The sequence below is a fragment of the Rhodococcus sp. NPDC060086 genome, assembly GCF_042730275.1.
Classification (GTDB): Bacteria; Actinomycetota; Actinomycetes; order Mycobacteriales; family Mycobacteriaceae; genus Rhodococcus.
The window spans coordinates 1-20,755 of sequence record NZ_JBHWWZ010000022.1 but is presented as its reverse complement, the minus strand read 5'-3'; the positions used below and the strand labels follow the sequence as shown (position 1 = coordinate 20,755).

The window sequence follows — 20,755 nt, the reverse complement described above, 5'->3', positions numbered from 1 at the left end:
AGTTCTGATGCCCGTCAACACCGTCGAGGTCGGGTCGTCCATCGGCCTGCACGCGCGTCCCGCCGGGATCATCGCCGAAGCTGTCGTCGCCGCGGGAGTGCCGGTCACGCTGTCGGTCGACGGAGGCGAACCCGTCGATGCGGGTTCTGCATTGATGATCATGACGCTCGGAGCCTCACAGGGAGTCGCGGTCACCGTCAGTTGCGACGACGAAAATGTTCTCTCGCAGGTCAGTGACCTCATCGCGGCCGATCTCGACGCCTGAGTCGGCGCGACGGCGGTGGTCCGTGTGGCGCGTCTCAGGTACGCCGGATCCGCCACCACAGAGCCACCGCCGCAGCCGCCACCACGACCGTTCCTACCGCGAGCGCGACCGGTCCGGCCTCGAACGATCCCGGAGTCAACTCTGCGTCCGCTCCGGACTCCGCCGCGAAGTGGTCGGTCACTCCCTTCCACATCCGGATCGGGGGGCGCTCGCCGGTGACCGTGCCACCCTGGACGGTCGCCTCTGAACCGGTCAGCAGGTCGCCGGATTCGGTGAATGCCACCGCCTCCCCCTGCGGTTCGTCCGGAACCGGCACGCGGAGCACGGGCCCCCTATCCAACGCGCTCGCGATATCTGCATCGGGTGCATGGAACAGAAAGACATCGGTGTAGGTGCGCACCGCCGCGACCGTCCCGTCGGCACTGACCGCACCGCCGGTGATCAACGTCGACGATGCCCCGGGAAGCGGACCGCCGGGGGTATCGGTAGGTCCTAAGGAAAGGGAACCGACCTTCTCCAGCGGTACCGGGCCCGGTGTCTCCAATTGCTCGACCGTGCGACCGCGCGCCGGCCGGTAGATGCCACTCGCACCGAACAGCGACTTGGTGATGATCAACGGTTCACCGCTCGCAGACACCAGTACGGCCTCCGCATCGCGCGGGCCGTCCGGGTAGCTCAGACGGTGCAGGTCGCCCGCTCCGCTGTCCGGATCGAGTGAGATCAGCGCCACTGTCTGTCGGGCCGAGGTGTTGTCGCCGATGTCCGCGAGCCACAGCCTGCCGTCGGGACCGGCCGCGAGATCCTCGATGTCGTAGGGATCTACGGGTACCGGGAGCCGTTGAACGACTCCGCACTCCGCGTCCAGTTCGACCACCGACTCGTCGACACCCGCGTCGGGTGTCGCGAACAACCGCCCGCCGACCTGGACGAGACCCGACAGTTCGTCGAGGGCCGGATCGTCCGGTGTGCACAGGGCTTCCGACGGAAAGTCCGCGACCGGGACTTCTGCGGTATCCGCCGCGGCGTGCTGCGCACTCGGTACGGCGACCGCGAGCGCGACGGCACCGACGGCACGCAGCGAACGCATCAGGCGGCGTACTCGTCCAACGCGGAGGCGAGTGCCCGCGGAACCTTGGCGTGCACACGCGTGCCGTCCGCCTCGTGCGCGGACTGGAGGATCTGCCCGTCCGAATGGATCCGAGAAAGCAGATCTCCTCGGGTGTACGGCACGAGGACCTTGATCTCCACGTCCGGGTCCTCGAGCAGGCGCCCGAGCCGTTCGTGGAGCTCCTCGATGCCCTCACCGGTGTGCGCCGACACGAACACCGAGTCGGTCAGGAGCCCGCGCAGCTGGGTCAGAGTGACCGGGTCGGCCGCATCGATCTTGTTGACGACCATCAATTCGGGTGGCGGGGGGCCGTCGGACTCGCGCAGAACATCGGTCAGGACCTCGCGGACCGCCTTGATCTGCTCGGTCGGCAGAGGATCGGATCCGTCGACCACGTGCAACAGCACGTCGGCGTCGGCCACCTCTTCGAGCGTGGACCGGAATGCCTCCACCAGCTGAGTGGGCAGGTGACGCACGAATCCGACCGTGTCGGTCAGGACGAATTCCCGGCCGTCGGGCAATGTCGCGCGCCGTGTCGTGGGATCCAGCGTGGCGAACAGCGCGTTCTCCACCAGGACACCCGAACCGGTGAGCAGGTTGAGCAGGCTCGACTTGCCTGCGTTGGTGTAGCCGACGATCGCGACGGACGGGATCCTGTTGCGCAGGCGGCGGGTCCGCTTCGTGTCGCGGGCGGCTTTCATCCCCTTGATCTCGCGGCGCAGCTTCGCCATCCGTTCCCGGATACGGCGCCGGTCGGTTTCGATCTTGGTTTCACCGGGACCGCGGAGACCCACGCCACCGTTGCTCCCGGCACGACCGCCCGCCTGACGCGACATCGACTCGCCCCAGCCTCGCAGTCGCGGCAGCATGTACTCCATCTGCGCGAGCGAGACCTGGGCCTTACCCTCACGTGATGTCGCGTGCTGGGCGAAGATGTCGAGGATGAGCGCCGTCCGGTCGATGACCTTGACCTTGACGACCTTCTCCAGGGCGGTGAGCTGTGCGGGAGTGAGTTCACCGTCACAGATCACCGTGTCGGCGCCGGTGGCGAGCACGACCTCGCGCAGCTCCTCTGCCTTGCCCGAACCGATGTAGGTGGCGGCGTCCGGTTTGTCGCGACGCTGCACCATCCCTTCGAGCACTTCGGAGCCGGCGGTTTCGGCAAGTGCTGCAAGTTCGGCGAGGCTCGCGTCGGCCTGGGCGGCGCTACCGCCCGTCCATACACCGACCAGCACGACCCTTTCGAGCCGGAGCTGCCGGTATTCGACCTCGGTGACGTCTTCGAGTTCGGTGGACAGACCCGCCACGCGCCGTAGCGCGCTGCGGTCTTCGAGCTGCATCTCGCCCACCGACGGATCGTCGTGAGCCCAGCCATCCGGACCGTCGTACCCGGTGCGATCGGTGTCGTCTGTCGTGTTGCGAGTGCGCGATGTGTTCGTCATACAACTTCCATCGTCCCACGAAGCCCGATTCGGTGCATTCGAGTTTTTTCGGACGTTCCCACATGGTGCGTGCTCATGCGAGCGCCGACCACCAGTCGTCGCTGATCGTGCCCTGCGCGACCAGCACCGACGGCCCCCTCAACCATGCGTGCTCGTCCTCGATCCGCACCTCGACGGTGCCCCCGGGAATCCGTACTCGCACGACACCGCCGGAGGCGCCGTCGTACCTCAGGGCTGCTGCGGCAGCCGCGACCGTGCCGGTGCCGCACGAGCGGGTCTCGCCGACCCCGCGCTCGTGCACACGCATGTCGACGGCACCCGACTCGATCGGGGTCAGAAATTCGATATTGACACCCTGCGGGAAGAACCCGGGATCGTATCCGGGCGAGGTGAGGTCGAGGGCGGCGAGGCTCTCGCGGGTCAGATGCGGATCGACGCAGGCCAGGTGCGGGTTGCCGACGTCGATCCCGATTCCGGCGTAGACACGGCCGTCCAGGGTGGCGGACGACTCGCCCAGTTGCCCGACGAGGCCCATCTCCACGGTGACCTCGCCCGCGACCGGTCCGGTCGAGTGGACCCGCACCGGCTTACCCCCGGCCCTCGACCCGACGACGAAGCTCTCCCGGTTCTCGAGTCCCCGGGCCGTGAGATAGTGCGCGAACACCCGTACCCCGTTACCGCACATCTCGGCGATCGATCCGTCGGCGTTGCGGTAGTCCATGAACCAGTCGTCGGCGCTCGCACCCTCCGGAGCCGCGTCGAGCAGACCGGATTCCACCAGCGCTCCGGTACGCGCGACACGCAGCACACCATCGGCTCCGAGTCCGCGACGTCGATCGCACAGTGCTGTGATCCGATCGGGTGTGAGAGTCAGCCGGGCATCGGGATCCGGGAGGATGACAAAATCGTTCTCGGTGCCGTGGCCTTTGCTGAACTCCATGCCGTCAACCTTAGCGAGGGCGCCGCTCTCCGTCGGTGCAGGACTCGACGACCCGCAGCGCTTCTGCGGTCAGGTTCCGGTCGGCTCCGTCGAGCCAGTGGATCCGGTGGTCGCGGCGGAACCACGACCGCTGCCGCCGGACGTACCGCCTGGTTCCGATGAACGTTCGTTCGCGGGCGTCGTCGAGGTCGTACTCGCCCTCCAGATACGCGAGGACCTGTGCGTATCCGATCGCGCGGGGCGCCGTCACGCCCTCGCGCAGTCCGCGGTCGACCAGTGCGTGCACCTCGTCGACGAGTCCGAGTTCGAACATGAGATCGGTGCGCTTCGCGATGCGCTCGTCGAGGGCCGTCGTGTCGCGGTCGACGCCGAGGATGGTCGTGCCCCATCGTGGGTCGCCGACGGTCGGTTGCGACGCCGCGAACGGAAGACCGGTCAGTTCGACGACTTCCAGCGCGCGGACGATGCGTCGCCCGTCGGTCGGCAGGATCGTCTCGGCCGCCGCGGGGTCGGCCCTGCGTAGCGCTTCGTGCACAGCGGCCAGTCCCCCGTCCGCGAGAACGGCTTCCCATTTCGCGCGGACCTCGGGGTCGGTCGCGGGAAACTGCCACTCATCGAGCAGGGACTGCACGTACATCATCGACCCACCGACGACGATCGGCACCCTGCCACTCGCGAGGATGCGTTCGACGTCGGCGGTGGCAGCCTCCTGGTAGCGCGCGACGGTCGCGGTCTCCGTTACATCGAGAACATCCAACTGGTGATGCGGGATGCCGCGCCGCTCGTCGATCGGCAGTTTCGCGGTGCCGATGTTCATGTCGCGGTACTGCTGCATCGCGTCGATGTTGACGATCTCGCCGTCGAATGCTTCCGCGAGGTCCAGACCGAGATCCGACTTTCCGGTGGCGGTCGGGCCCACCACAGCGATCGGGCGGGGGTGTCCCGGCGTGCTCACGGGCGCCAGAACCCCACGTGATATCCCACACCGTACGGTGCAGCGCTGTACTCGATCGTCGCTTCGGACGGGGGCTCGGTGAACGCCCCGGCGAGGACCTGCCACGCGGCGCGTCCCCCGAGTGCGATCTCCTCGCACACTCTGCCCTCGAGAGCGGCCAGACCGTGCGGATCTCCTGCGGCGAGGGCTGCGCCCAGACTCTCCTCGACCGCGGCGGACCTCTCGTCGAATGCGCCGGGTGCCTTCGCTGTCAGTGTTGCGGCGCCGTCCGCGACGACGAGCAACCCGCGTCGCGTCGCGTCGGCGTCGAGGCGTGCTCGAAGCGTCTTCCCCAACTGCGCGCACTCGGCCGGATCCGTGTCGTGAGCGAGGACATGCACGTCGGCACGTACTCCGGTCGCTGTGCGCTCGCGAAGCCATCCGGCGATCAGTGCGGTGAGCGGCAGCCGCACGTCGGGTGTTCCGGTGGCAGCATCCCCTGCCGGTGCGAGGGCAACCCGGACATCGGCACCGAATCCGCGAAAGGTGCCGATGGCGTCGGACGGGACGTCCGCCGCTTCTGCTCCCGTGCCCACGACGATCCATTCGTCGGCGTCACCGATCCGGCGCGCCGCGTCGAGTACAGCGTGTCGTAGGTCGTCGGTCTCGGAAGCCGCGAGTCCGACCAATTCGGGCACGAGAAGAGGCGGGGAAGGCACGAACACCGCAGCGATCAACACATCGGCCACGGTAGTCGACCGGACCCGGAGCCCCGCAGCCGCGCGACCTGTTTCAATAGGGGGCGGACGTGATCACGGATGCCCGTGACCGGACCTGCGGTAAGCGATGCGATCAGGCAGCCGTGCCGCGCGGCAGAGATGAGGTAGCGATGACCGACCCGAACGCACAGGACCCGACACCCCAGCAGGTGTCCGGCACACCGCCGCGTCCGGCTCCCCCGAAGCCCGGAGCCCCGCGTCCGGGAGCGCCGAAACCCGCACCGGCCGAGCATGTGGCCGACGCGGAGCATGCCGATTCGGAGCACGCCCAGCCCAAGCCGCATCCGGTCCCGGGTCAGACGCATCCGCACGCTCCCGCAGTTCCGGCGAGCGATCCGAGCAAGTTCGGGCGAGTCGACGACGACGGCACCGCATGGGTTCTGACCGCCGACGGTGAGCGGTGCATCGGTTCGTGGCAGGCAGGCAACGCCGCCGAGGGCCTCGAGCACTTCGGTCGGCGCTACGACGATCTCGCTACCGAGGTCGCGCTGTTGGAGACGCGTCTTGCGTCGGGCTCCGGTGATGCCAAGAAGACCCGTGTGGCGGCCGAGGCGCTCATCGAGTCGTTGCCGACTGTCGCGGTGATCGGTGACCTGGACGCTCTCGCGACACGATTGGCAGGGGTGATCGAGGAGTCCGAGAAGGCCGCGGTCGCCCAGAAACAGGAGAAGGAACAGCACCGCGCGGAGGCCACCGCCCGCAAGGAAGCGCTCGCGGCCGAAGCCGAGGAGATCGGCGCCGACTCGACGCATTGGAAGGCCGCGGGCGACCGCCTGCGCGAGATCCTCGATGAGTGGAAGTCGATCCGCGGTGTAGACCGCAAGACCGACGATGTGCTGTGGCGCCGGTATTCGAAGGCGCGAGAGGCCTTCAACCGTCGCCGCGGAGCTCACTTCGCCGAGCTCGATCGTGAACGGGCCTCGTCGAAGACCAAGAAGGAAGAACTCGTCGTGCGCGCCGAGGCGCTGCAGGGTTCGACGGACTGGGGCGCAACCGCCGCAGCCTTCCGGGATCTACTTGCCGAGTGGAAGGCGTCGGGACGCGCCCCACGCGAAGCCGACGACCAACTGTGGAAGCGGTTCAAGGGCGCGCAGGACGTCTTCTTCGCCGCGCGCAATGCCGCGTCCGCCGAACGCGACGCCGAGTTCGAGGACAATGCCCGCGCGAAGGAGGCTCTGCTCGAGTCGGCGGCGACCATCGATCCGGCGGCGGGCCTGGAGGCGGCTCGTACCCGACTGCGCGAACTGCAGGAGCGGTGGGAGGCGATCGGCAAGGTTCCGCGCGACCGGATGCAGGATCTCGAGGGCCGCTTGCGCGCGATCGAGAAGCGCGTCCGCGAAGCGTCCGACACCGAGTGGCGGCGTACCGATCCGGAAGCGCTGGCCCGTGCCGCGCAGTTCCGCGAACGAGTCCAGCAGTTCGAGGAGCAGGCGGAGAAGGCCCGGGCGAAGGGCCGCACCAAGGATGCCGATGCGGCGCTCGCGCAGGCCGCACAGTGGCGGGAGTGGGCGGAAGCCGCGGAAGGCGCCGTCGGCGAACGCTGACCACGTCCTCACACCAGAGCGAGCCCCGTTCGTGCCGGCAGGAAGCCGGGGCGAACGGGGCTCGTCTCGTCTGTGAGTGGCCTACTTCAGGTGTCCGCCGAACATTCCCCGACGGTCGTCCTCTTCGGCGACACGCCGCAGCTCGGCCTCGGCCTCGAGCTGCGCGGAGGTGCGGGACCAGGCCACCTTGACCCAGTGGAAGGTCAGGACCATCACGGCGAGCCAGCCGATGAACACGCCGATTCCGGGTCCGGACGCGCCGGAATCGACCGGGAGTGTCTGACGAGACCACACCGTGAGCAACCCGAAGATGATCGACACCGCGGAGCCGGCTGCCGCGGCCCATGCGAGGAACCATTTGCGGGTCACGAGCGCGAGGATCGAGGCGACCGCTCCGAAGACGAGAGTGAGCCACAGGAAGATGCGGGACGGAAGCGCGATCGACTCTGCCGCCGCGTCGGAGGCGAACGAGAGTACCTCCCATCCGTTGGCGGCGCCGGCGTGCGGGAGGCTGAACGAGCCGAGCAGTACGAGCACCGCAACCGCGACGAACATCGCTCGGGCGCCGGGATCGATCTCATTCGCGATCCTGCGTTCGGCCGCTTCCAGATCGGCGCGGGCCTCCCTGAGCCCGTGGTCGCTCATCCGGCCACTGTTGTCACCCGTGGTCATGCGTTGCATCCCATCTGTGTCGGTAGGGGTTCGGGGGCACCGATACTCGGCAGGCCGAGTCCCACGCCGATCGGTTTCGTCTTGGGCAGGCGCCCCTGTTCGAAGTGGTCGCCGGCGCGTGTGCGGCGGTGGGTGAGGATCGGGGTGTCGGCGACGAGATGGTGCGGTGCTGCGGCGCTGACGACGATCGTGACGATATCGCCGGGCCGGACCGCGGTGTCGATGTTCCCTTCCGGCCGGAAGTGCACGAGTCGCCCGTCGCGTGCGCGACCGCTCATCCGGGCGGTTGCCGCGTTCTTGCGCCCTTCACCCGCCGCGACGAGGAGTTCGACCTCGGTGCCTACGAGTGTGCGGTTCTCCTCCAGGGTGATGCGCTCCTGCAGCGCGATCAACCGCTCATACCGCTCTTGGACGACTGCCTTCGGGAGCTGTTCTTCCATGTCTGCGGCGGGTGTGCCGGGGCGCTTGGAGTACTGGAAGGTGTAGGCACTGGTGAAGCGTGCCTTCTCGACGACGTCGAGGGTGTCCTGGAAGTCTTCCTCGGTTTCACCGGGGAATCCGACGATGATGTCGGTGGTGATGGCCGCGTGCGGCATGACCGCACGGACACGCTCGATGATGCCGAGGAACTTCTCCTTGCGGTACGACCGGCGCATTGCGCGCAGGACCCTGTCGCTGCCGGACTGCAGCGGCATGTGTAACTGGGGGCAGACGTTGGGCGTCGACGCCATTGCTTCGATGACGTCGTCGGTGAACTCGGCGGGGTGCGGCGAAGTGAACCGCACACGTTCGAGACCGTCGATGTCGCCGCACGCACGGAGCAACGACGCGAACGCGCCGCGGTCGCGGGGTTGCTCGGGGTCGGCGAAGGAACGCCCGTACGAGTTGACGTTCTGTCCGAGCAAGGTCACTTCGAGAACGCCCTCGTCGACGAGGGCCTGCACCTCGGCGAGAATGTCGCCGGGACGCCGGTCGACTTCCTTGCCGCGCAGTGCGGGGACGATGCAGAAGGTGCACGTGTTGTTGCAGCCGACGGAGATCGACACCCATCCTGCGTAGGGCGACTCGCGCTTCGCCGGGAGCGTCGAGGGGAACGCTTCGAGCGAGTCGAGGATCTCGACTTCGGCCTTCCGGTTGTGGCGTGCGCGGTCGAGGAGCGCCGGGAGATTTCCGATGTTGTGGGTACCGAACACCACATCGACCCACGGTGCCTTCTTCACGACGGTGGCGCGGTCTTTCTGCGCGAGACAACCTCCGACTGCGATCTGCATGTTCGGGTTCTCGTCCTTGACCGGCCGGAGATGGCTCAGGTTGCCGTACAGCTTGTTGTCGGCGTTTTCACGAACCGCGCAGGTGTTGAAGACCACCAGGTCGGGCGACGCGCCGAGCTCGGCGCGAATGAATCCGGCGTCTTCCAACAGGCCGGACAAACGCTCCGAATCGTGCACGTTCATCTGGCAGCCGTAGGTGCGGACCTCGTAGGTCCGGGCACCTGTGTTCGGGGCAACATCGTCGATCAATGACACATCTCAGGGTAGCTCACGAGAATAACCGACCGTGCCGGCGGTGACCGGGTGCGCCACGCCACTTCGATGCCCGGACAGAGACGTTCTGGTCTCGCGACCCCGACGCTGTAAAAGTTGTATGTCGATGGGACGAAATGTGGAGGTTCCGGACAGTGACCGCATAGGGTCTTGATCATGACACCAGCGGAAGCGGGTTCGGCTCAGCCTTCGGGGGAATCGGGGCCTTCGGGGGAATCGGGCAGCACAACCCCGATGATCACGATGACGAACGTCAATAAACACTTCGGTGCTCTGCATGTCCTCCAGGACATCGACATCGAGGTTCCGTCCGGCCAGGTGGTCATCGTGGTGGGCCCGTCGGGATCAGGGAAGTCCACGCTGTGCCGGACGATCAATCGGCTCGAACCGATCGACTCCGGCGAGATCAGGGTCGACGGTAAGGCCCTCCCGGCCGAAGGCAAGGCTTTGGCGGCGCTGCGCGCCGATGTCGGCATGGTGTTCCAATCGTTCAATCTCTTCGCGCACAAGACCATCCTCGAGAACGTGATGCTGGGACCACTCAAGGTCCGCAAGCAGAAGAAGGACGTGGCACAGGAGAACGCCCTGAGGTTGCTCGACCGCGTAGGAATCGCAAATCAGGCCGACAAATACCCCGCACAACTCTCCGGCGGTCAGCAGCAACGTGTCGCGATCGCCCGCGCGCTGGCCATGGACCCGAAGGTGATGCTGTTCGACGAGCCCACCTCCGCGCTCGACCCGGAGATGGTCCAGGAGGTTCTCGACGTGATGACCTCGCTCGCCAAGGAAGGCATGACGATGGTCGTCGTCACGCACGAGATGGGCTTCGCCCGCAAGGCCGGCGACCGCGTCTTGTTCATGGCCGACGGCCGCATCGTCGAGGACACCGATCCCACCGAGTTCTTCACCGCTCCCAAATCCGATCGAGCCAAGGATTTCCTCGGCAAGATCCTCAGCCACTGAGCGCCACGGCACACCTGAGCACCACGGCACGACAGCCCGCACCGCACACCACAACCGGAGGTTCTCGATGAAAATGTCCCGTTCGATCCGCGTCGGCATCGGCGTCATTGCCGTTGCTCTCGCTGCCACGGCGTGTGGTGGCGACGAAACCCGCAGTGTCACGAGCTCGGCGGAAAACGGCAACCTCGTGGTCGGAATCAAATTCGATCAGCCCGGGCTCGGCCTCCGCAACCCCGACGGCACGTTCAGTGGATTCGATGTCGAGGTCGCGAAGTACGTGGCCGGGCAGCTCGGAGTCTCCGAGGAGAACATCGAGTTCAAGGAGTCTCCGTCGGCTCAGCGCGAGACGCTGATCCAGAACGGCGAGGTCGACTACATCGTCGCGACCTACTCGATCACCGACGCCCGCAAGGAGAAGGTCGACTTCGCCGGACCGTATTTCATCGCCGGCCAGTCGCTGCTGGTGCGCGCCGACGAGGCCGAGATCACCGGCCCGGAGTCGCTCAGCGGCGGCAAGCGTCTGTGCTCGGTGACAGGGTCCACCCCGGCTCAGAACGTCAAGGACACCTACGCGCAGGACGTGCAGTTGCAGGAGTTCGACACCTACTCCGCATGTGTCGAAGCCTTGCGCAACGGAGCGGTCGATGCGGTGACCACCGACGACATCATCCTCGCGGGCTACGCAGCGCAGAGCCCCGGCGACTTCAAGGTGGTCGGTGAGCCGTTCACCGAGGAGCTGTACGGCATCGGGCTGGCCCAGGGCGACGAAGCTTCGCGGACCGCCATCAACGATGCAATCGAGGAAATGATCGACAGCGGAGCATGGGCGCAGGCCTTCGAGGCAACTGTCGGTGCGTCGGGCTACCCGCTTCCTGAGCCGCCGACCGTCGATCGGTACTGATCCGACGCCGCATCGCGAGGTGCGTCCGGCCGGTTCGTGACGAGATCACGGACCGGCCGCCTCACCCCCATACTCTCCTGTCCCCTCGATCCCGGAGTTGACCTGTGGATCTGCTGAGCAAGTACGGCAGTCAGCTACTCGAAGCATTCTGGACGACAATCCAGCTGACGGTGTTGTCCGCGATCGGGTCGCTGATACTCGGAACGATCCTCGCCGCGATGCGTGTGTCACCGATTCCAGTTGCCCGGGCCGTCGGCACGGCGTACGTGACGATCTTCCGTAACACACCACTGACCCTGATCATCATCTTCTGCCTGTTCGGGCTGTCGCAGACCCTCCAGATCCATCTGGCTCCGCAGTCGTCGCCGACATTCTTGGTGGACAACAATTTCCGCCTCGCGGTTCTCGGTTTGACCGTCTACACCGCCGCATTCGTGTGTGAGTCGCTACGCTCCGGCATCAATACCGTCCACCTCGGGCAGTCCGAGGCCGGCCGGTCGCTCGGGCTGACATTCGGCCAGAATCTCGGGTTCATCGTGCTGCCGCAGGCATTCCGCGCGGTCATTGCACCGCTCGGTTCCGTGCTCATCGCCCTCACCAAGAATTCGACCATCGCGTCGGTGATCGGTGTGGCCGAGGCGTCGCTGCTGATGAAGACCATGATCGAGAACGAGGCGGCCATCTTCGTCATCGGCGGAATCTTCGCCTTGGGCTTCGTGATCCTGACCCTCCCGACCGGCCTGCTGTTCGGCTGGCTCAGCAAGCGATTCGAGGTGGCCCGATGAGTTCGGAAGGCACTGTTCTCTACGATGCTCCCGGCCCCAAGGCACGTGCGCTGTACCGCGTGCTGTCCGTCGTCGTCGCTGTCGTTCTCGTGGTCATCGCGTACGTCGTGTATCGCGCGCTGGCTGATCAGGGCCAGCTCACTGCAGAGAAGTGGGAGCCGTTTCTCGAGTCGTCGAGTTGGACGACCTATCTGATCCCCGGCATCAGAGGCACGCTCATCGCCGCTGCCCTGTCGATCGTGCTGGCGTTGATCCTGGGCGCGGTCCTGGGCATCGGCCGCATGTCCGAACACCGCTCCATCCGGATGGTGTCCGGGTTCATCGTCGAACTGTTCCGCGCGATCCCCGTGCTGATCCTGATGATCTTCGCGTACCAGGTGTTCGCCGAGTATCGGCTGTTCAAGTCCGACTACCTTGCGCTCGCCGCGGTGGTGACCGGTCTGACTCTCTACAACGGATCGGTGATCGCCGAGATCGTGCGCGCAGGCATCAACTCGCTCCCCAAGGGGCAGACCGAAGCGGCCTCGGCCATCGGCCTGCGCAAGGGCCAGACCATGCGTCTGATCCTGCTGCCCCAGGCTGTGACGGTGATGTTGCCGGCGATCGTCTCGCAGATGGTGATCGCGCTCAAGGACTCCGCACTCGGCTACCTCATCGGTTACGTCGAAGTGGTGCGGTCGGGACAGCAACTCGGCGCCTACTTCCAGAACTACCTGCCTTCCTTGCTCGTGGTGGCCGCGATCATGATCATCCTGAACAGCGCCCTGACCCGCTTCGCGACGTGGCTGGAGAAGCGGTTGCGGTCAAGTCGACGCAGGGGCGATGCCGGCGGCGGTGTACCCGATGCACCGGTCCCCGTGGCCGCCGTACCGGGGATGGACATCACCGGGCCTCGGTGAGACCCGAGGCGAGATTCGTCCGTCTGCGGGTTCAGTCCGAGATGTCGTTCGCGTCGGCCACGAACGCCCCCAGTTCGTCGCGGACGACGTCGAAAGCCATACTCTGCGCGTAGCCGCGCCGGGCAAGCATCCCGACGAGGCGTCGTACCAGCTTGTCTCGTTCGGCTGCTCTCTCGCGTCGATCACCCTCGGTGGGCAACGGCGCCTGGGTTCGCAACTTCTTTCGCACCAACTCGACGGCGCGTTCCCGTTCGGACGTACTGTCGATCGTGTCGAGGGCATCGGCCGCATCCTGCTGGTCGATGCCCTTACGGCGCAGCTCAAGCGCGATCGCACGCTTGCCTTTCCCCGAGTACAGGTGCCGCGAACGCACCCACTGCTGAGCGAAGTCCGCGTCGTCGATCAACCCGACCTCGGTGAGGCGGTCAAGGGTGCGCTCGGCAATCTCGGCCGTAAAGCCCTTCTGCTCGAGTTTGGTGGCGAGTTCGGCGCGGCTCCGGGCCCTATCGGTGAGGAGCCTCAGACACACATCCTTGGCCTGCGCTTCGGTACCACCGGCCGGTTCGGGGCGGGCCCGACGCCGACGACCACCGGGTGCCGTGGCCGCGTCGTTCTCGGATGGTCCGACATCTTCGGGATCGTCCATGATGAGAACCCTAGACGCGGCCACCGACCGATTCCGCCGGTGTCCCGAGCCAGGCGGCGATGTCCGCGCGCACGAGTTCGGCGAGATCTGAATAGCCCTGCGCGGACGGATGCGCACCATCGCGCTGCGCTGCTTCCCTCATCCACGACGTCGCGCCGGCAAGGTGCGAGAACGTGTGGAGGTAGGGCACCGTGAGGCCCTGACACAGCGCAGCCAGCCGCTCGTCGAGCGCCGCTGTGCGGGTGTTCTGCTGCTCGTCTGCTATCGGCGGCGGCCCGACAACCAGCGTGGGCCACCCGTGGGACGCAGCATCCTCGAGGATCGCGGCGAGAGTGGATTCGGTCTCCGCGGGCTCGACGCGAAGTGAGCCGTCCTGCAGAGTCGTGTCGTTCACACCGAACGACATGATTACCCGGTTGTCGCACTCGCGGGGAAACCGGGCGAGCGCTTCGCTCTGCCAACGCGCCCGCACATCGGAGGACGTGTCGCGCCTGATCCCGAGGTTGTAGACCGTGAGGTCGATGGGCAACTCGCCGAGCGCATGCTCGGTAACTCGACCCACCCATCCGCGATGCGCGGGGTCTCCGACACCTGCGACGAAGGAATCACCGAAGACACACAACCGTAGGGGACGCACTGTCATCCCACAGATGCTGCCACACGACCCGGCCGGGCTCTCAGTCGTCGCAGCTGCCCGGCCACACTTCATGTCGGATACGAACGGAGGCACAGACCGTGCAGTCCGTGCCTCCGTCGATGTTCGAGTCTTCGACTAGAAGTCGACTTCCGCGTCGGCTTCGGGATCGGTCTGGACTGCACCGATACCGAGCTTCTCCTTGATTTTCTTCTCGACCTCGTCGCGGATGTCGGTGTTCTCGAGCAGGAACTTACGGGCGTTCTCCTTGCCCTGACCGAGCTGATCACCTTCGTATGTGTACCAGGAACCGGACTTACGGATGAAGCCCTGATCGACGCCCACGTCGATCAGCGAGCCTTCCTTGCTGATGCCCTGCCCGTACAGGATGTCGAATTCTGCCTGCTTGAACGGTGGGGCAACCTTGTTCTTGACGACTTTGACGCGGGTGCGGTTGCCTACAGCGTCGCCGCCGTCCTTGAGCGTCTCGATGCGCCGGACGTCCAGTCGCACGGAGGCGTAGAACTTCAAAGCCTTTCCGCCCGTGGTCGTTTCAGGAGAGCCGAACATGACTCCGATCTTTTCACGCAGCTGGTTGATGAAGATCGCGGTGGTGCCGGAGTTGCTGAGCGCACCCGTCATCTTACGCAGCGCCTGGCTCATCAAACGGGCCTGCAGGCCGACGTGACTGTCGCCCATCTCGCCCTCGATCTCGGCGCGCGGCACGAGGGCTGCGACCGAGTCGATGACGAGGATGTCGAGAGCGCCGGAGCGAATCAGCATGTCGGCGATCTCGAGCGCCTGCTCACCCGTATCGGGCTGCGACACGAGCAGGGCGTCGGTATCGACGCCGAGCTTGCGTGCATATTCCGGATCGAGGGCATGCTCGGCATCGATGAACGCGGCGATACCGCCGGCGGCCTGAGCGCTGGCCACCGCATGGAGCGCCACCGTGGTCTTACCCGAGGACTCCGGGCCATAGATCTCGACGACACGGCCACGGGGCAGACCACCGATACCGAGCGCCACATCGAGGGCGATCGACCCGGTCGGGATCACGGCAATCGGAGCGCGCGCCTCCTCCCCCAGGCGCATCACGGAGCCCTTGCCGAAGTTCTTGTCGATCTGCGCCAGTGCGAGCTCGAGCGCCTTCTCGCGATCGTGTGCCTGTGCTGCCATCTTGGTCCCCTTCATCGTGTCCCGTCCTATTGTCGACGACGCTATATCCGGGCACCGACACATTTCGCTGCCACGACCGCGGACCCGCCGAACCTGTGGATGAAAACGGCGCCTGTGGACAGACGCACTTCACCGTCGAGCACCTTCAGCATAGGGGAACATCTGTTCGAATTCACCCAGAATGTGTTCGATCAACGACGTACTGCGGGTACGTCGAACTCCTCACACAGCGCCCTCCACACCGCACGAGGCTCCTGACCTGCTTCGATCGCCTGCACAGCGGTGAGACCACCCAACTCGAGCAGTATGTGGTCACGCAACAGGGCATCGCCGTACAGCTGCCCGAACTCGTCTCGGATCATCTCGTGGAACTCCGTCAATCGCACGCCACCACCGTAACGGCCCGACCGAACCGTCCGCAGCGACGTTCATACGTCAGCGAACTGTGTCCAGGCACACCGCGACCGGATCCTGCACGTCCGTCGCGGTGGCGGCAGCACGACGAGCCGCCACAGCGAACCTCGGTTCCGCCAGTATCGTTTCGACCGCGTTCCGGACCGCCACAGCATCGAGCGGCCGGACCACCACTGCACTCCCCTGCCGCGCGGCCCGATTCGCAAGTTCCCACTGATCGCCTTCGCCCGGCACGATCACCGCAGGCACCCCGGCGCTCAATGCCTTCGCGAGCATCCCGTGCCCGCCACCGCACACCACGACATCCGCATCACGAAGCAGGACGTCCTGACGACCCTGCCCTGCTACCGCCCATTCGGGCAGCGCCTGCCCGGATGGGTCGAGCATCGTGGCCACGACACGCATCCCCAGCCCGTCGAGTCCCTCGCACACCGCGTCGAGCATCCCGACGACTCCGGTGGAGGCCGTCGACGGCGCGACCATCACGAGTGGCCCGTCCCCCGGAGGTGGTTCGAGAACGGTGTCGGTCGGCTCCCAGTGCAGGGGCCCCACGACGTGGGCATTCGTCGGCCAATCGGGTCGCGGCACCTCGAGCGCGGGCACGGTCGCGATGAGCCTCGCGTTCGGTCCCGGATCCTGGGCCTGCAGACCGATCCCGACGCGGGCAACAGAGCGTTCCCGTTCTCCCTGCCGCAACGACCGCGCCGTGAGTCCGCGCAGCACCACGTCGCGCGCCCGGCCACGCAGCCCCGTCCCCACCTCGAGTCCGCTGCCGATCGGCGGCAGACCACGCGACGGCAGGTACAGCGGATGCGGAGACAACTCGACCCACGGGATCCCGAGCCGCTCCGCAGCCATTCCCCCACCCGCAGTGATGACGTCGGAGACGACAAGGTCCGGAAGAAGCGCACTGAGATCGGGTAGCAGCAGGCTCGCGATATGCGCGGCCCGCTCGTGGATCTTCGAGCCCGCATCGCCGTCGTCGTCCTGCGGCCGCGGCGTCAGCCCTTCGAGGGGTGCCACGGTCACGCCGGGCACGTCGATGTCGAACCAGCGCTCACCGGTGAAGAGCACCGCCTCGTGACCGGATTCGGCGAACCGTTTGCTCAGCGCAATGGCCGGAATCGCATGTCCTGCATCGGGCCCGGCCACCAACGCCACTCGCATCTGCTCAGCGTGCCACACGAGCGCGGTCACGCGGTCACGCGGTCACGCGACGAGCCGACGGCAGGTCTAGCCTGCGAAGGTGTAGAGATCGAATCCCACTGCGTGGGGCGCAGGGAATCCGGGTAGCGGCGCGGACGCCATCTCGACCTGCGCCCGGGCCTGCTCCACCACATCGGTATCGGCGAGCGCCTCGAGGTACCGCCGGTGCGCGGCGAGCGACTCCACCGCAACCTCGACGGTGTCGGTGACATCGACTGCGTGCGTCGCGCCGGGGGTGTTGACCGCCGCCCACCGCACTCCCTGCCACGGCGCGAGCCCCTGTTCCACGGTGAGCTCCGGGAAGATCCATTCGTTGGCGGCATCGGATACCGCGTCGAGGACACTGAGGCCCAACGCCCGATGATCGGCGCTGTTCAGCGCTCCCGGGAACCAGGTGAGTCCGAAGTTCGCGGTCACGACCATCTCGGGCCGATGCCGTCGGATCGCCGCTGCCAGGTCTCGCCGCAGTTCCGGTCCGGCAACGAGTCGCCCGTCCGGATGACCGAGGAAGTCGACGGTCTCGACTCCGACGATCGCCGCCGATGCCCGCTCCTCTTCCTCCCGGAGCGGACCGCACTCCGCGGGCGGCAGGCCCGCTATCCCCGCCTCGCCGCTGGTGGCGAGGACGTACCGGATGTCCTTGCCCTGCCGAGTCCACCGGGCCACCGCGGCAGCCGCTCCGTACTCGATGTCGTCGGGATGAGCGACGACGACAATTCCCCTGGTCCAGTCCTCCGGCACATGTTCCATGCGTCCACTATGCGGTCTCGGTCAGACTCTCGTGATGTCGTCGCGCCGATTTCCCCCGGAGATGGCCTTGTACAGCATGTAGCCACCGAACGCGATCGCACCCAATACCAGGATCCCGAACAGGTGGTCGAACACGGCACCGATCACCGCAAGTCCGATCCACACGAGCACCACTACTCCGACAATTTTCCAGAACATCGTCTTCTCCCACCTCGTGCCTGAGCACGTTCTGTGTCGTACTCACACGATCCTGACACGTTGTTGACGGGAAAACAGCAGCTCAAAGCATAGATCAGGGAAAGATCAGGGGATACCCGCAGAACCCTGGAGTACCTCTCGGGGTCGGCGTTTCCCCAGGGTGGTGGTGCGGATCTCGCCGCCCACGCCTACGCTCTACGGGTTTGGTCCTCCTCTTGTCGGAAGCTGAGTGAACGTGTCCCCGAGCCCCCGCACCTCCGCCCGCGACCTGGCACAGATCGCGGTGTTCGCCGCCCTCATCATCGCTCTCGGTCTGCCTGGCCAGATATCGATCGGGTCCTCGGGTGTACCCATCACCCTGCAGACCCTCGGGGTGATGCTCGCCGGCGCACTGCTCGGTGCGCGCAAGGGCGTGCTGTCGGTGTCGACTGTGATCCTGCTCGGTCTTGCGTTGCCGGTACTCGCAGGTGGACGGACGACACTCACCTCTCTTGCCGGTCCCACTGCAGGTTTCCTGATCGGCTGGATCCCTGCGGTCTTGGTGATCGGCTGGCTCAGCGCCCGCATGCTCCCCCGCTACCGCGTTCTACCCGGTATCGCGGTGAACGTGCTCGGCGGCATCGTGGTGCTGTACGTGTTCGGAATCGCCGGCATGGTGCTACGAACCGATCTGACCGTGTGGGCCGCGGCCGCAGCCAACGTCACGTTCCTCCCGGGCGACCTCGTCAAGGCCGTCGTGGCCGCCGGCGTCGCCGCCCAGGTGCACCGGGCCTACCCGGCCCTGCTCATGTCCCCGGTCAGGTCTGCCCCCACAGCCGATCCCGCACACTGATCGCCGCAGCCACCCGATGAGTGAGATTCGATTCCAGCAGGTCCGCCACGCCTACGGCGAGCGCGCGGTCCTCGACGACGTGAACGTCACCCTCACCGAACAGCGCATCGGTATCGTCGGCGCGAACGGCAGCGGGAAGTCGACGCTCGCGCGGATGATCAACGGGTTGGTCGTCCCCACCTCCGGCTCCGTGTCCGTCGACGGACTCGACACCGACCGTAAAGGGCGCGAGGTGCGCAAGCAGGTGGGGTTCGTCTTCACCGATCCGGATCACCAGATCGTGATGCCGACGGTCTCGGAGGACGTCGCGTTCTCTCTGCGACGTAGCTCGCTCGGCAAGGCCGAGCGCAACGAGCGGGTCCGGCAGGTGCTCGACGACTTCGGCCTCGCCGCGCATCACGATCACCCGAGTCATCTCCTGTCGGGCGGCCAGAAACAGTTGCTCGCTCTCGCAGCGATCATGGTCACCGACCCCCAGGTCCTGGTCGCGGACGAACCGACCACCCTCCTCGACCTGCGCAACACCAAACTGATCGCTCGGACCTTCGCGAGCCTCGAACAGCAACTGGTGGTCGTGACCCACCACCTCGACCTACTGAGCGACTTCGACCGGGTCCTCGTCGTCGACTCCGGCCGCATCGTCGCCGACGATGCACCGGGTCCGGCGATCACGTACTACCGGGACCTCATCGGGTGAGCATCGTCGGGCTGCACCATCCCGGAACCTCGCTGCTGCATCGCACATCAGCGGGGGTCAAGCTCATCGTCATCGCGCTCGTGATCGTGGCCCTGACCCTGTGGATCCGGCAACCGTGGCAGGTGCTTCCCTGCGCAGTCGTCGTCGCGGGTATGTACGCGTTCGCCCGCATCCCGGTACGTCTTGCCGTGACGCAGTTGCGACCGCTGCTGTGGATGCTCGGGATCATCGCGGTGTTCCAAGTGATCGTGGCGGGGTGGGAACGTGCCGTGGTGATCTGCGGGTCGTTGTTCCTGGCGATTGCTCTCGCGCTGCTGGTCACGCTGACCACCCGTATGACGGACATGCTCGACGCGATCGTCGCGGGCGTGCGGCCGCTCCGTCGGCTGGGTGTGGATCCGGATCGCGTCGGTCTCGTCCTCGTGATGACGATCCGCTGTATTCCGCTCCTCGGTTCGATGGTCGCCCGCGTCACCGAGGCGCGCAAAGCACGTGGGCTGGGCTTCTCGTTGCGGGCTCTGGTGGTACCCGTCGTGGTGGGTGCACTCATGACCGCAGAGGCCATGGGAGAGGCCCTCGCGGCACGTGGTGTCGACGACTGACCGGTTCGAATGCCCGAGGGCACGGAACGGAACGGCAGTTCAGTGCCGGTGGCGCTGCTGGATCTGCTCGATCTCCCGCCAGGACTGTGCCCAGCTCTCGAGGCGATCCGAGGCGTCGATGAGTTCGTAGCGATGTCGGTCGAGTAGCTCCATCGACCGGGTTCGTTCGGGCGCTGCGGCGAGTTTCGCGGCAGCGGACACGAGCTGTTCGTACTGATCGACGCCCGAGTCGAGCCGCTCGCCTGCCGTCGAGATGGCGGGACCGAGATGAGCTCCTGCAGCCGCACTGGAGCGGGCTGCCGATTCGAGGGCCACGACGTCGTCGGCCACGCTGTCGAGCGCTGCGGACGCCGACCGTGCCGCCACCCCGATCTCCTCGAGATCGTCGCCTGCCACCGCACCCGACTTCGACACCACAGCGAGCAGCCGCGCAAGACTCTGCTCGTCGTTCGACAACCGTTCCATAGCCGCTCGGGCCACCGACCCCACGGGCGGCAACGACCTGCGACCCGGAAGCGAGGGCGGCATCGGCACCGAGTCGAGACGGCGGAACCGGCGCACCGCGAACGCCGCGGGAACCGCAAACACCGCGGTCGCGCCACCAGTGGCCACGATCGTCCAGTCGGGGGCCGACGCCGCCAGCAGAGTCGCTGTGCCGACCCCCCACGTGCCGGCGGCCGCGCCGAAGAATCCGGCACGCCGACGCGCGCGGCGCCTCTGGCGCCGCAGCTTCGCTGCTGGATCCCGCCATCGACGTGCGGCCTCGACTGCAGCATCTGTGGCGTCTCTGAGCGCGGCAACGGCCGGACCGGGAGTCACTC

The 20,755-nt window shown here is 66.5% G+C and carries 24 protein-coding genes; 9 read left to right on the top strand and 15 right to left on the bottom strand.

The window, feature by feature from the left end:
* The first annotated feature begins 7 nt into the window (after positions 1–7).
* Positions 8–265 (top strand): HPr family phosphocarrier protein, encoded by a 258-nt coding sequence (locus ACFWB0_RS14325; protein WP_378491110.1) that lies wholly within the window; start codon positions 8–10, stop codon positions 263–265.
* Between the two features lie 34 nt (positions 266–299).
* On the opposite strand, the gene ACFWB0_RS14320 is transcribed toward ACFWB0_RS14325, so the two are convergent.
* The 5 genes from ACFWB0_RS14320 to ACFWB0_RS14300 form a co-directional block, all read right to left on the bottom strand.
* Positions 300–1,352, bottom strand: coding sequence for a hypothetical protein (locus ACFWB0_RS14320; protein ID WP_378491109.1), 1,053 nt, complete (start codon positions 1,350–1,352; stop codon positions 300–302).
* Complete coding sequence (gene hflX / locus ACFWB0_RS14315) at positions 1,352–2,815, bottom strand: GTPase HflX (RefSeq protein WP_378491108.1); 1,464 nt, start codon at positions 2,813–2,815, stop codon at positions 1,352–1,354. Before hflX ends, ACFWB0_RS14320 begins: the two co-directional genes overlap by 1 nt.
* Positions 2,816–2,888: 73 nt before the next feature.
* Positions 2,889–3,755, bottom strand: coding sequence for a diaminopimelate epimerase (gene dapF, locus ACFWB0_RS14310; RefSeq protein WP_378491107.1), 867 nt, complete (start codon positions 3,753–3,755; stop codon positions 2,889–2,891).
* 10 nt (positions 3,756–3,765) lie between these two features.
* Complete coding sequence (gene miaA / locus ACFWB0_RS14305) at positions 3,766–4,710, bottom strand: tRNA (adenosine(37)-N6)-dimethylallyltransferase MiaA (protein ID WP_378491106.1); 945 nt, start codon at positions 4,708–4,710, stop codon at positions 3,766–3,768.
* Entirely contained in the window at positions 4,707–5,429 is a 723-nt protein-coding gene (locus ACFWB0_RS14300; protein ID WP_378491165.1) for a hypothetical protein, read from the bottom strand. The genes miaA and ACFWB0_RS14300 overlap by 4 nt, the downstream gene beginning before the upstream one ends.
* A 149-nt stretch (positions 5,430–5,578) precedes the next feature.
* On the opposite strand from ACFWB0_RS14300, the gene ACFWB0_RS14295 reads away from it, so the two are divergent.
* Positions 5,579–7,012, top strand: coding sequence for a DUF349 domain-containing protein (locus ACFWB0_RS14295; protein ID WP_378491105.1), 1,434 nt, complete (start codon positions 5,579–5,581; stop codon positions 7,010–7,012).
* A gap of 81 nt (positions 7,013–7,093) precedes the next feature.
* On the opposite strand, the gene ACFWB0_RS14290 is transcribed toward ACFWB0_RS14295, so the two are convergent.
* Together ACFWB0_RS14290 and miaB are read right to left on the bottom strand one after the other, a co-directional pair.
* Positions 7,094–7,693 (bottom strand): hypothetical protein, encoded by a 600-nt coding sequence (locus tag ACFWB0_RS14290; RefSeq protein WP_378491104.1) that lies wholly within the window; start codon positions 7,691–7,693, stop codon positions 7,094–7,096.
* A complete protein-coding gene (miaB, locus tag ACFWB0_RS14285; RefSeq protein WP_378491103.1) occupies positions 7,681–9,210 on the bottom strand; it encodes a tRNA (N6-isopentenyl adenosine(37)-C2)-methylthiotransferase MiaB in 1,530 nt (509 codons plus the stop codon). Before miaB ends, ACFWB0_RS14290 begins: the two co-directional genes overlap by 13 nt.
* A gap of 252 nt (positions 9,211–9,462) precedes the next feature.
* On the opposite strand from miaB, the gene ACFWB0_RS14280 reads away from it, so the two are divergent.
* The 4 genes from ACFWB0_RS14280 to ACFWB0_RS14265 all read left to right on the top strand — a co-directional run bounded on the left by ACFWB0_RS14280 (position 9,463) and on the right by ACFWB0_RS14265 (position 12,776).
* The gene (locus ACFWB0_RS14280) at positions 9,463–10,191 is read left to right on the top strand and encodes an amino acid ABC transporter ATP-binding protein (protein WP_378491164.1); all 729 of its coding nucleotides are present in this window, start codon (positions 9,463–9,465) and stop codon (positions 10,189–10,191) included.
* Between the two features lie 67 nt (positions 10,192–10,258).
* Entirely contained in the window at positions 10,259–11,092 is an 834-nt protein-coding gene (locus tag ACFWB0_RS14275) for a glutamate ABC transporter substrate-binding protein (protein ID WP_378491102.1), read from the top strand.
* 104 nt (positions 11,093–11,196) lie between these two features.
* Entirely contained in the window at positions 11,197–11,877 is a 681-nt protein-coding gene (locus ACFWB0_RS14270) for an amino acid ABC transporter permease (protein ID WP_378491101.1), read from the top strand.
* Positions 11,874–12,776: an amino acid ABC transporter permease gene (locus ACFWB0_RS14265; protein ID WP_378491100.1), complete on the top strand. Its 903-nt coding sequence runs from the start codon at positions 11,874–11,876 to the stop codon at positions 12,774–12,776. The genes ACFWB0_RS14270 and ACFWB0_RS14265 overlap by 4 nt, the downstream gene beginning before the upstream one ends.
* Before the next feature lie 31 nt (positions 12,777–12,807).
* Here the strand turns inward: ACFWB0_RS14265 and recX are convergent, their stop codons facing one another.
* The 7 genes from recX to ACFWB0_RS14230 form a co-directional block, all read right to left on the bottom strand.
* Positions 12,808–13,446 carry a recombination regulator RecX gene (gene recX / locus ACFWB0_RS14260; protein ID WP_378491099.1) on the bottom strand — a complete coding sequence of 213 codons (639 nt, stop codon included), beginning with the start codon at positions 13,444–13,446 and terminating at the stop codon, positions 12,808–12,810.
* The gene (locus ACFWB0_RS14255; RefSeq protein ID WP_378491098.1) at positions 13,433–14,065 is read right to left on the bottom strand and encodes a GDSL-type esterase/lipase family protein; all 633 of its coding nucleotides are present in this window, start codon (positions 14,063–14,065) and stop codon (positions 13,433–13,435) included. Before ACFWB0_RS14255 ends, recX begins: the two co-directional genes overlap by 14 nt.
* Positions 14,066–14,194: 129 nt before the next feature.
* Positions 14,195–15,235, bottom strand: coding sequence for a recombinase RecA (gene recA, locus ACFWB0_RS14250; protein WP_378491163.1), 1,041 nt, complete (start codon positions 15,233–15,235; stop codon positions 14,195–14,197).
* A gap of 191 nt (positions 15,236–15,426) precedes the next feature.
* Complete coding sequence (locus ACFWB0_RS14245) at positions 15,427–15,621, bottom strand: DUF3046 domain-containing protein (RefSeq protein WP_378491097.1); 195 nt, start codon at positions 15,619–15,621, stop codon at positions 15,427–15,429.
* 49 nt (positions 15,622–15,670) lie between these two features.
* Positions 15,671–16,816, bottom strand: coding sequence for a glycosyltransferase (locus ACFWB0_RS14240; protein ID WP_378491162.1), 1,146 nt, complete (start codon positions 16,814–16,816; stop codon positions 15,671–15,673).
* Positions 16,817–16,882: 66 nt separating this feature from the next.
* Positions 16,883–17,605 carry a PIG-L deacetylase family protein gene (locus ACFWB0_RS14235; protein ID WP_378491096.1) on the bottom strand — a complete coding sequence of 241 codons (723 nt, stop codon included), beginning with the start codon at positions 17,603–17,605 and terminating at the stop codon, positions 16,883–16,885.
* Positions 17,606–17,626: 21 nt separating this feature from the next.
* Positions 17,627–17,803, bottom strand: a complete 177-nt coding sequence (locus ACFWB0_RS14230; RefSeq protein ID WP_169688772.1) for a hypothetical protein — start codon at positions 17,801–17,803, stop codon at positions 17,627–17,629.
* Positions 17,804–18,038: 235 nt separating this feature from the next.
* Here ACFWB0_RS14230 and ACFWB0_RS14225 point away from each other — a divergent pair, with 235 nt between their 5' ends.
* From ACFWB0_RS14225 to ACFWB0_RS14215, 3 genes are read left to right on the top strand one after another with little or no spacing between them, the layout of a single operon-like run.
* The gene (locus tag ACFWB0_RS14225; RefSeq protein ID WP_378491161.1) at positions 18,039–18,635 is read left to right on the top strand and encodes a biotin transporter BioY; all 597 of its coding nucleotides are present in this window, start codon (positions 18,039–18,041) and stop codon (positions 18,633–18,635) included.
* A 16-nt stretch (positions 18,636–18,651) separates the two neighbouring features.
* Positions 18,652–19,332 carry an energy-coupling factor ABC transporter ATP-binding protein gene (locus tag ACFWB0_RS14220; RefSeq protein ID WP_378491095.1) on the top strand — a complete coding sequence of 227 codons (681 nt, stop codon included), beginning with the start codon at positions 18,652–18,654 and terminating at the stop codon, positions 19,330–19,332.
* Positions 19,329–19,934: an energy-coupling factor transporter transmembrane component T family protein gene (locus tag ACFWB0_RS14215; protein WP_378491094.1), complete on the top strand. Its 606-nt coding sequence runs from the start codon at positions 19,329–19,331 to the stop codon at positions 19,932–19,934. Before ACFWB0_RS14220 ends, ACFWB0_RS14215 begins: the two co-directional genes overlap by 4 nt.
* 39 nt (positions 19,935–19,973) lie before the next feature.
* Here the strand turns inward: ACFWB0_RS14215 and ACFWB0_RS14210 are convergent, their stop codons facing one another.
* Positions 19,974–20,753 carry a hypothetical protein gene (locus ACFWB0_RS14210; RefSeq protein WP_378491093.1) on the bottom strand — a complete coding sequence of 260 codons (780 nt, stop codon included), beginning with the start codon at positions 20,751–20,753 and terminating at the stop codon, positions 19,974–19,976.
* Positions 20,754–20,755: the final 2 nt, after the last annotated feature.

Coding starts and splice junctions, on each gene's coding strand:
- ACFWB0_RS14325 (WP_378491110.1), top strand. CDS start 8: ATGCCCGTCAACACCGTCGAGGTCGGGTCGTCCATCGGCCTGCACGCG.
- ACFWB0_RS14320 (WP_378491109.1), bottom strand. CDS start 1,352: ATGCGTTCGCTGCGTGCCGTCGGTGCCGTCGCGCTCGCGGTCGCCGTA.
- hflX (WP_378491108.1), bottom strand. CDS start 2,815: ATGACGAACACATCGCGCACTCGCAACACGACAGACGACACCGATCGC.
- dapF (WP_378491107.1), bottom strand. CDS start 3,755: ATGGAGTTCAGCAAAGGCCACGGCACCGAGAACGATTTTGTCATCCTC.
- ACFWB0_RS14295 (WP_378491105.1), top strand. CDS start 5,579: ATGACCGACCCGAACGCACAGGACCCGACACCCCAGCAGGTGTCCGGC.
- ACFWB0_RS14290 (WP_378491104.1), bottom strand. CDS start 7,693: ATGCAACGCATGACCACGGGTGACAACAGTGGCCGGATGAGCGACCAC.
- ACFWB0_RS14280 (WP_378491164.1), top strand. CDS start 9,463: ATGATCACGATGACGAACGTCAATAAACACTTCGGTGCTCTGCATGTC.
- ACFWB0_RS14275 (WP_378491102.1), top strand. CDS start 10,259: ATGAAAATGTCCCGTTCGATCCGCGTCGGCATCGGCGTCATTGCCGTT.
- ACFWB0_RS14265 (WP_378491100.1), top strand. CDS start 11,874: ATGAGTTCGGAAGGCACTGTTCTCTACGATGCTCCCGGCCCCAAGGCA.
- ACFWB0_RS14255 (WP_378491098.1), bottom strand. CDS start 14,065: ATGACAGTGCGTCCCCTACGGTTGTGTGTCTTCGGTGATTCCTTCGTC.
- recA (WP_378491163.1), bottom strand. CDS start 15,235: ATGGCAGCACAGGCACACGATCGCGAGAAGGCGCTCGAGCTCGCACTG.
- ACFWB0_RS14240 (WP_378491162.1), bottom strand. CDS start 16,816: ATGCGAGTGGCGTTGGTGGCCGGGCCCGATGCAGGACATGCGATTCCG.
- ACFWB0_RS14235 (WP_378491096.1), bottom strand. CDS start 17,605: ATGGAACATGTGCCGGAGGACTGGACCAGGGGAATTGTCGTCGTCGCT.
- ACFWB0_RS14230 (WP_169688772.1), bottom strand. CDS start 17,803: ATGTTCTGGAAAATTGTCGGAGTAGTGGTGCTCGTGTGGATCGGACTT.
- ACFWB0_RS14220 (WP_378491095.1), top strand. CDS start 18,652: ATGAGTGAGATTCGATTCCAGCAGGTCCGCCACGCCTACGGCGAGCGC.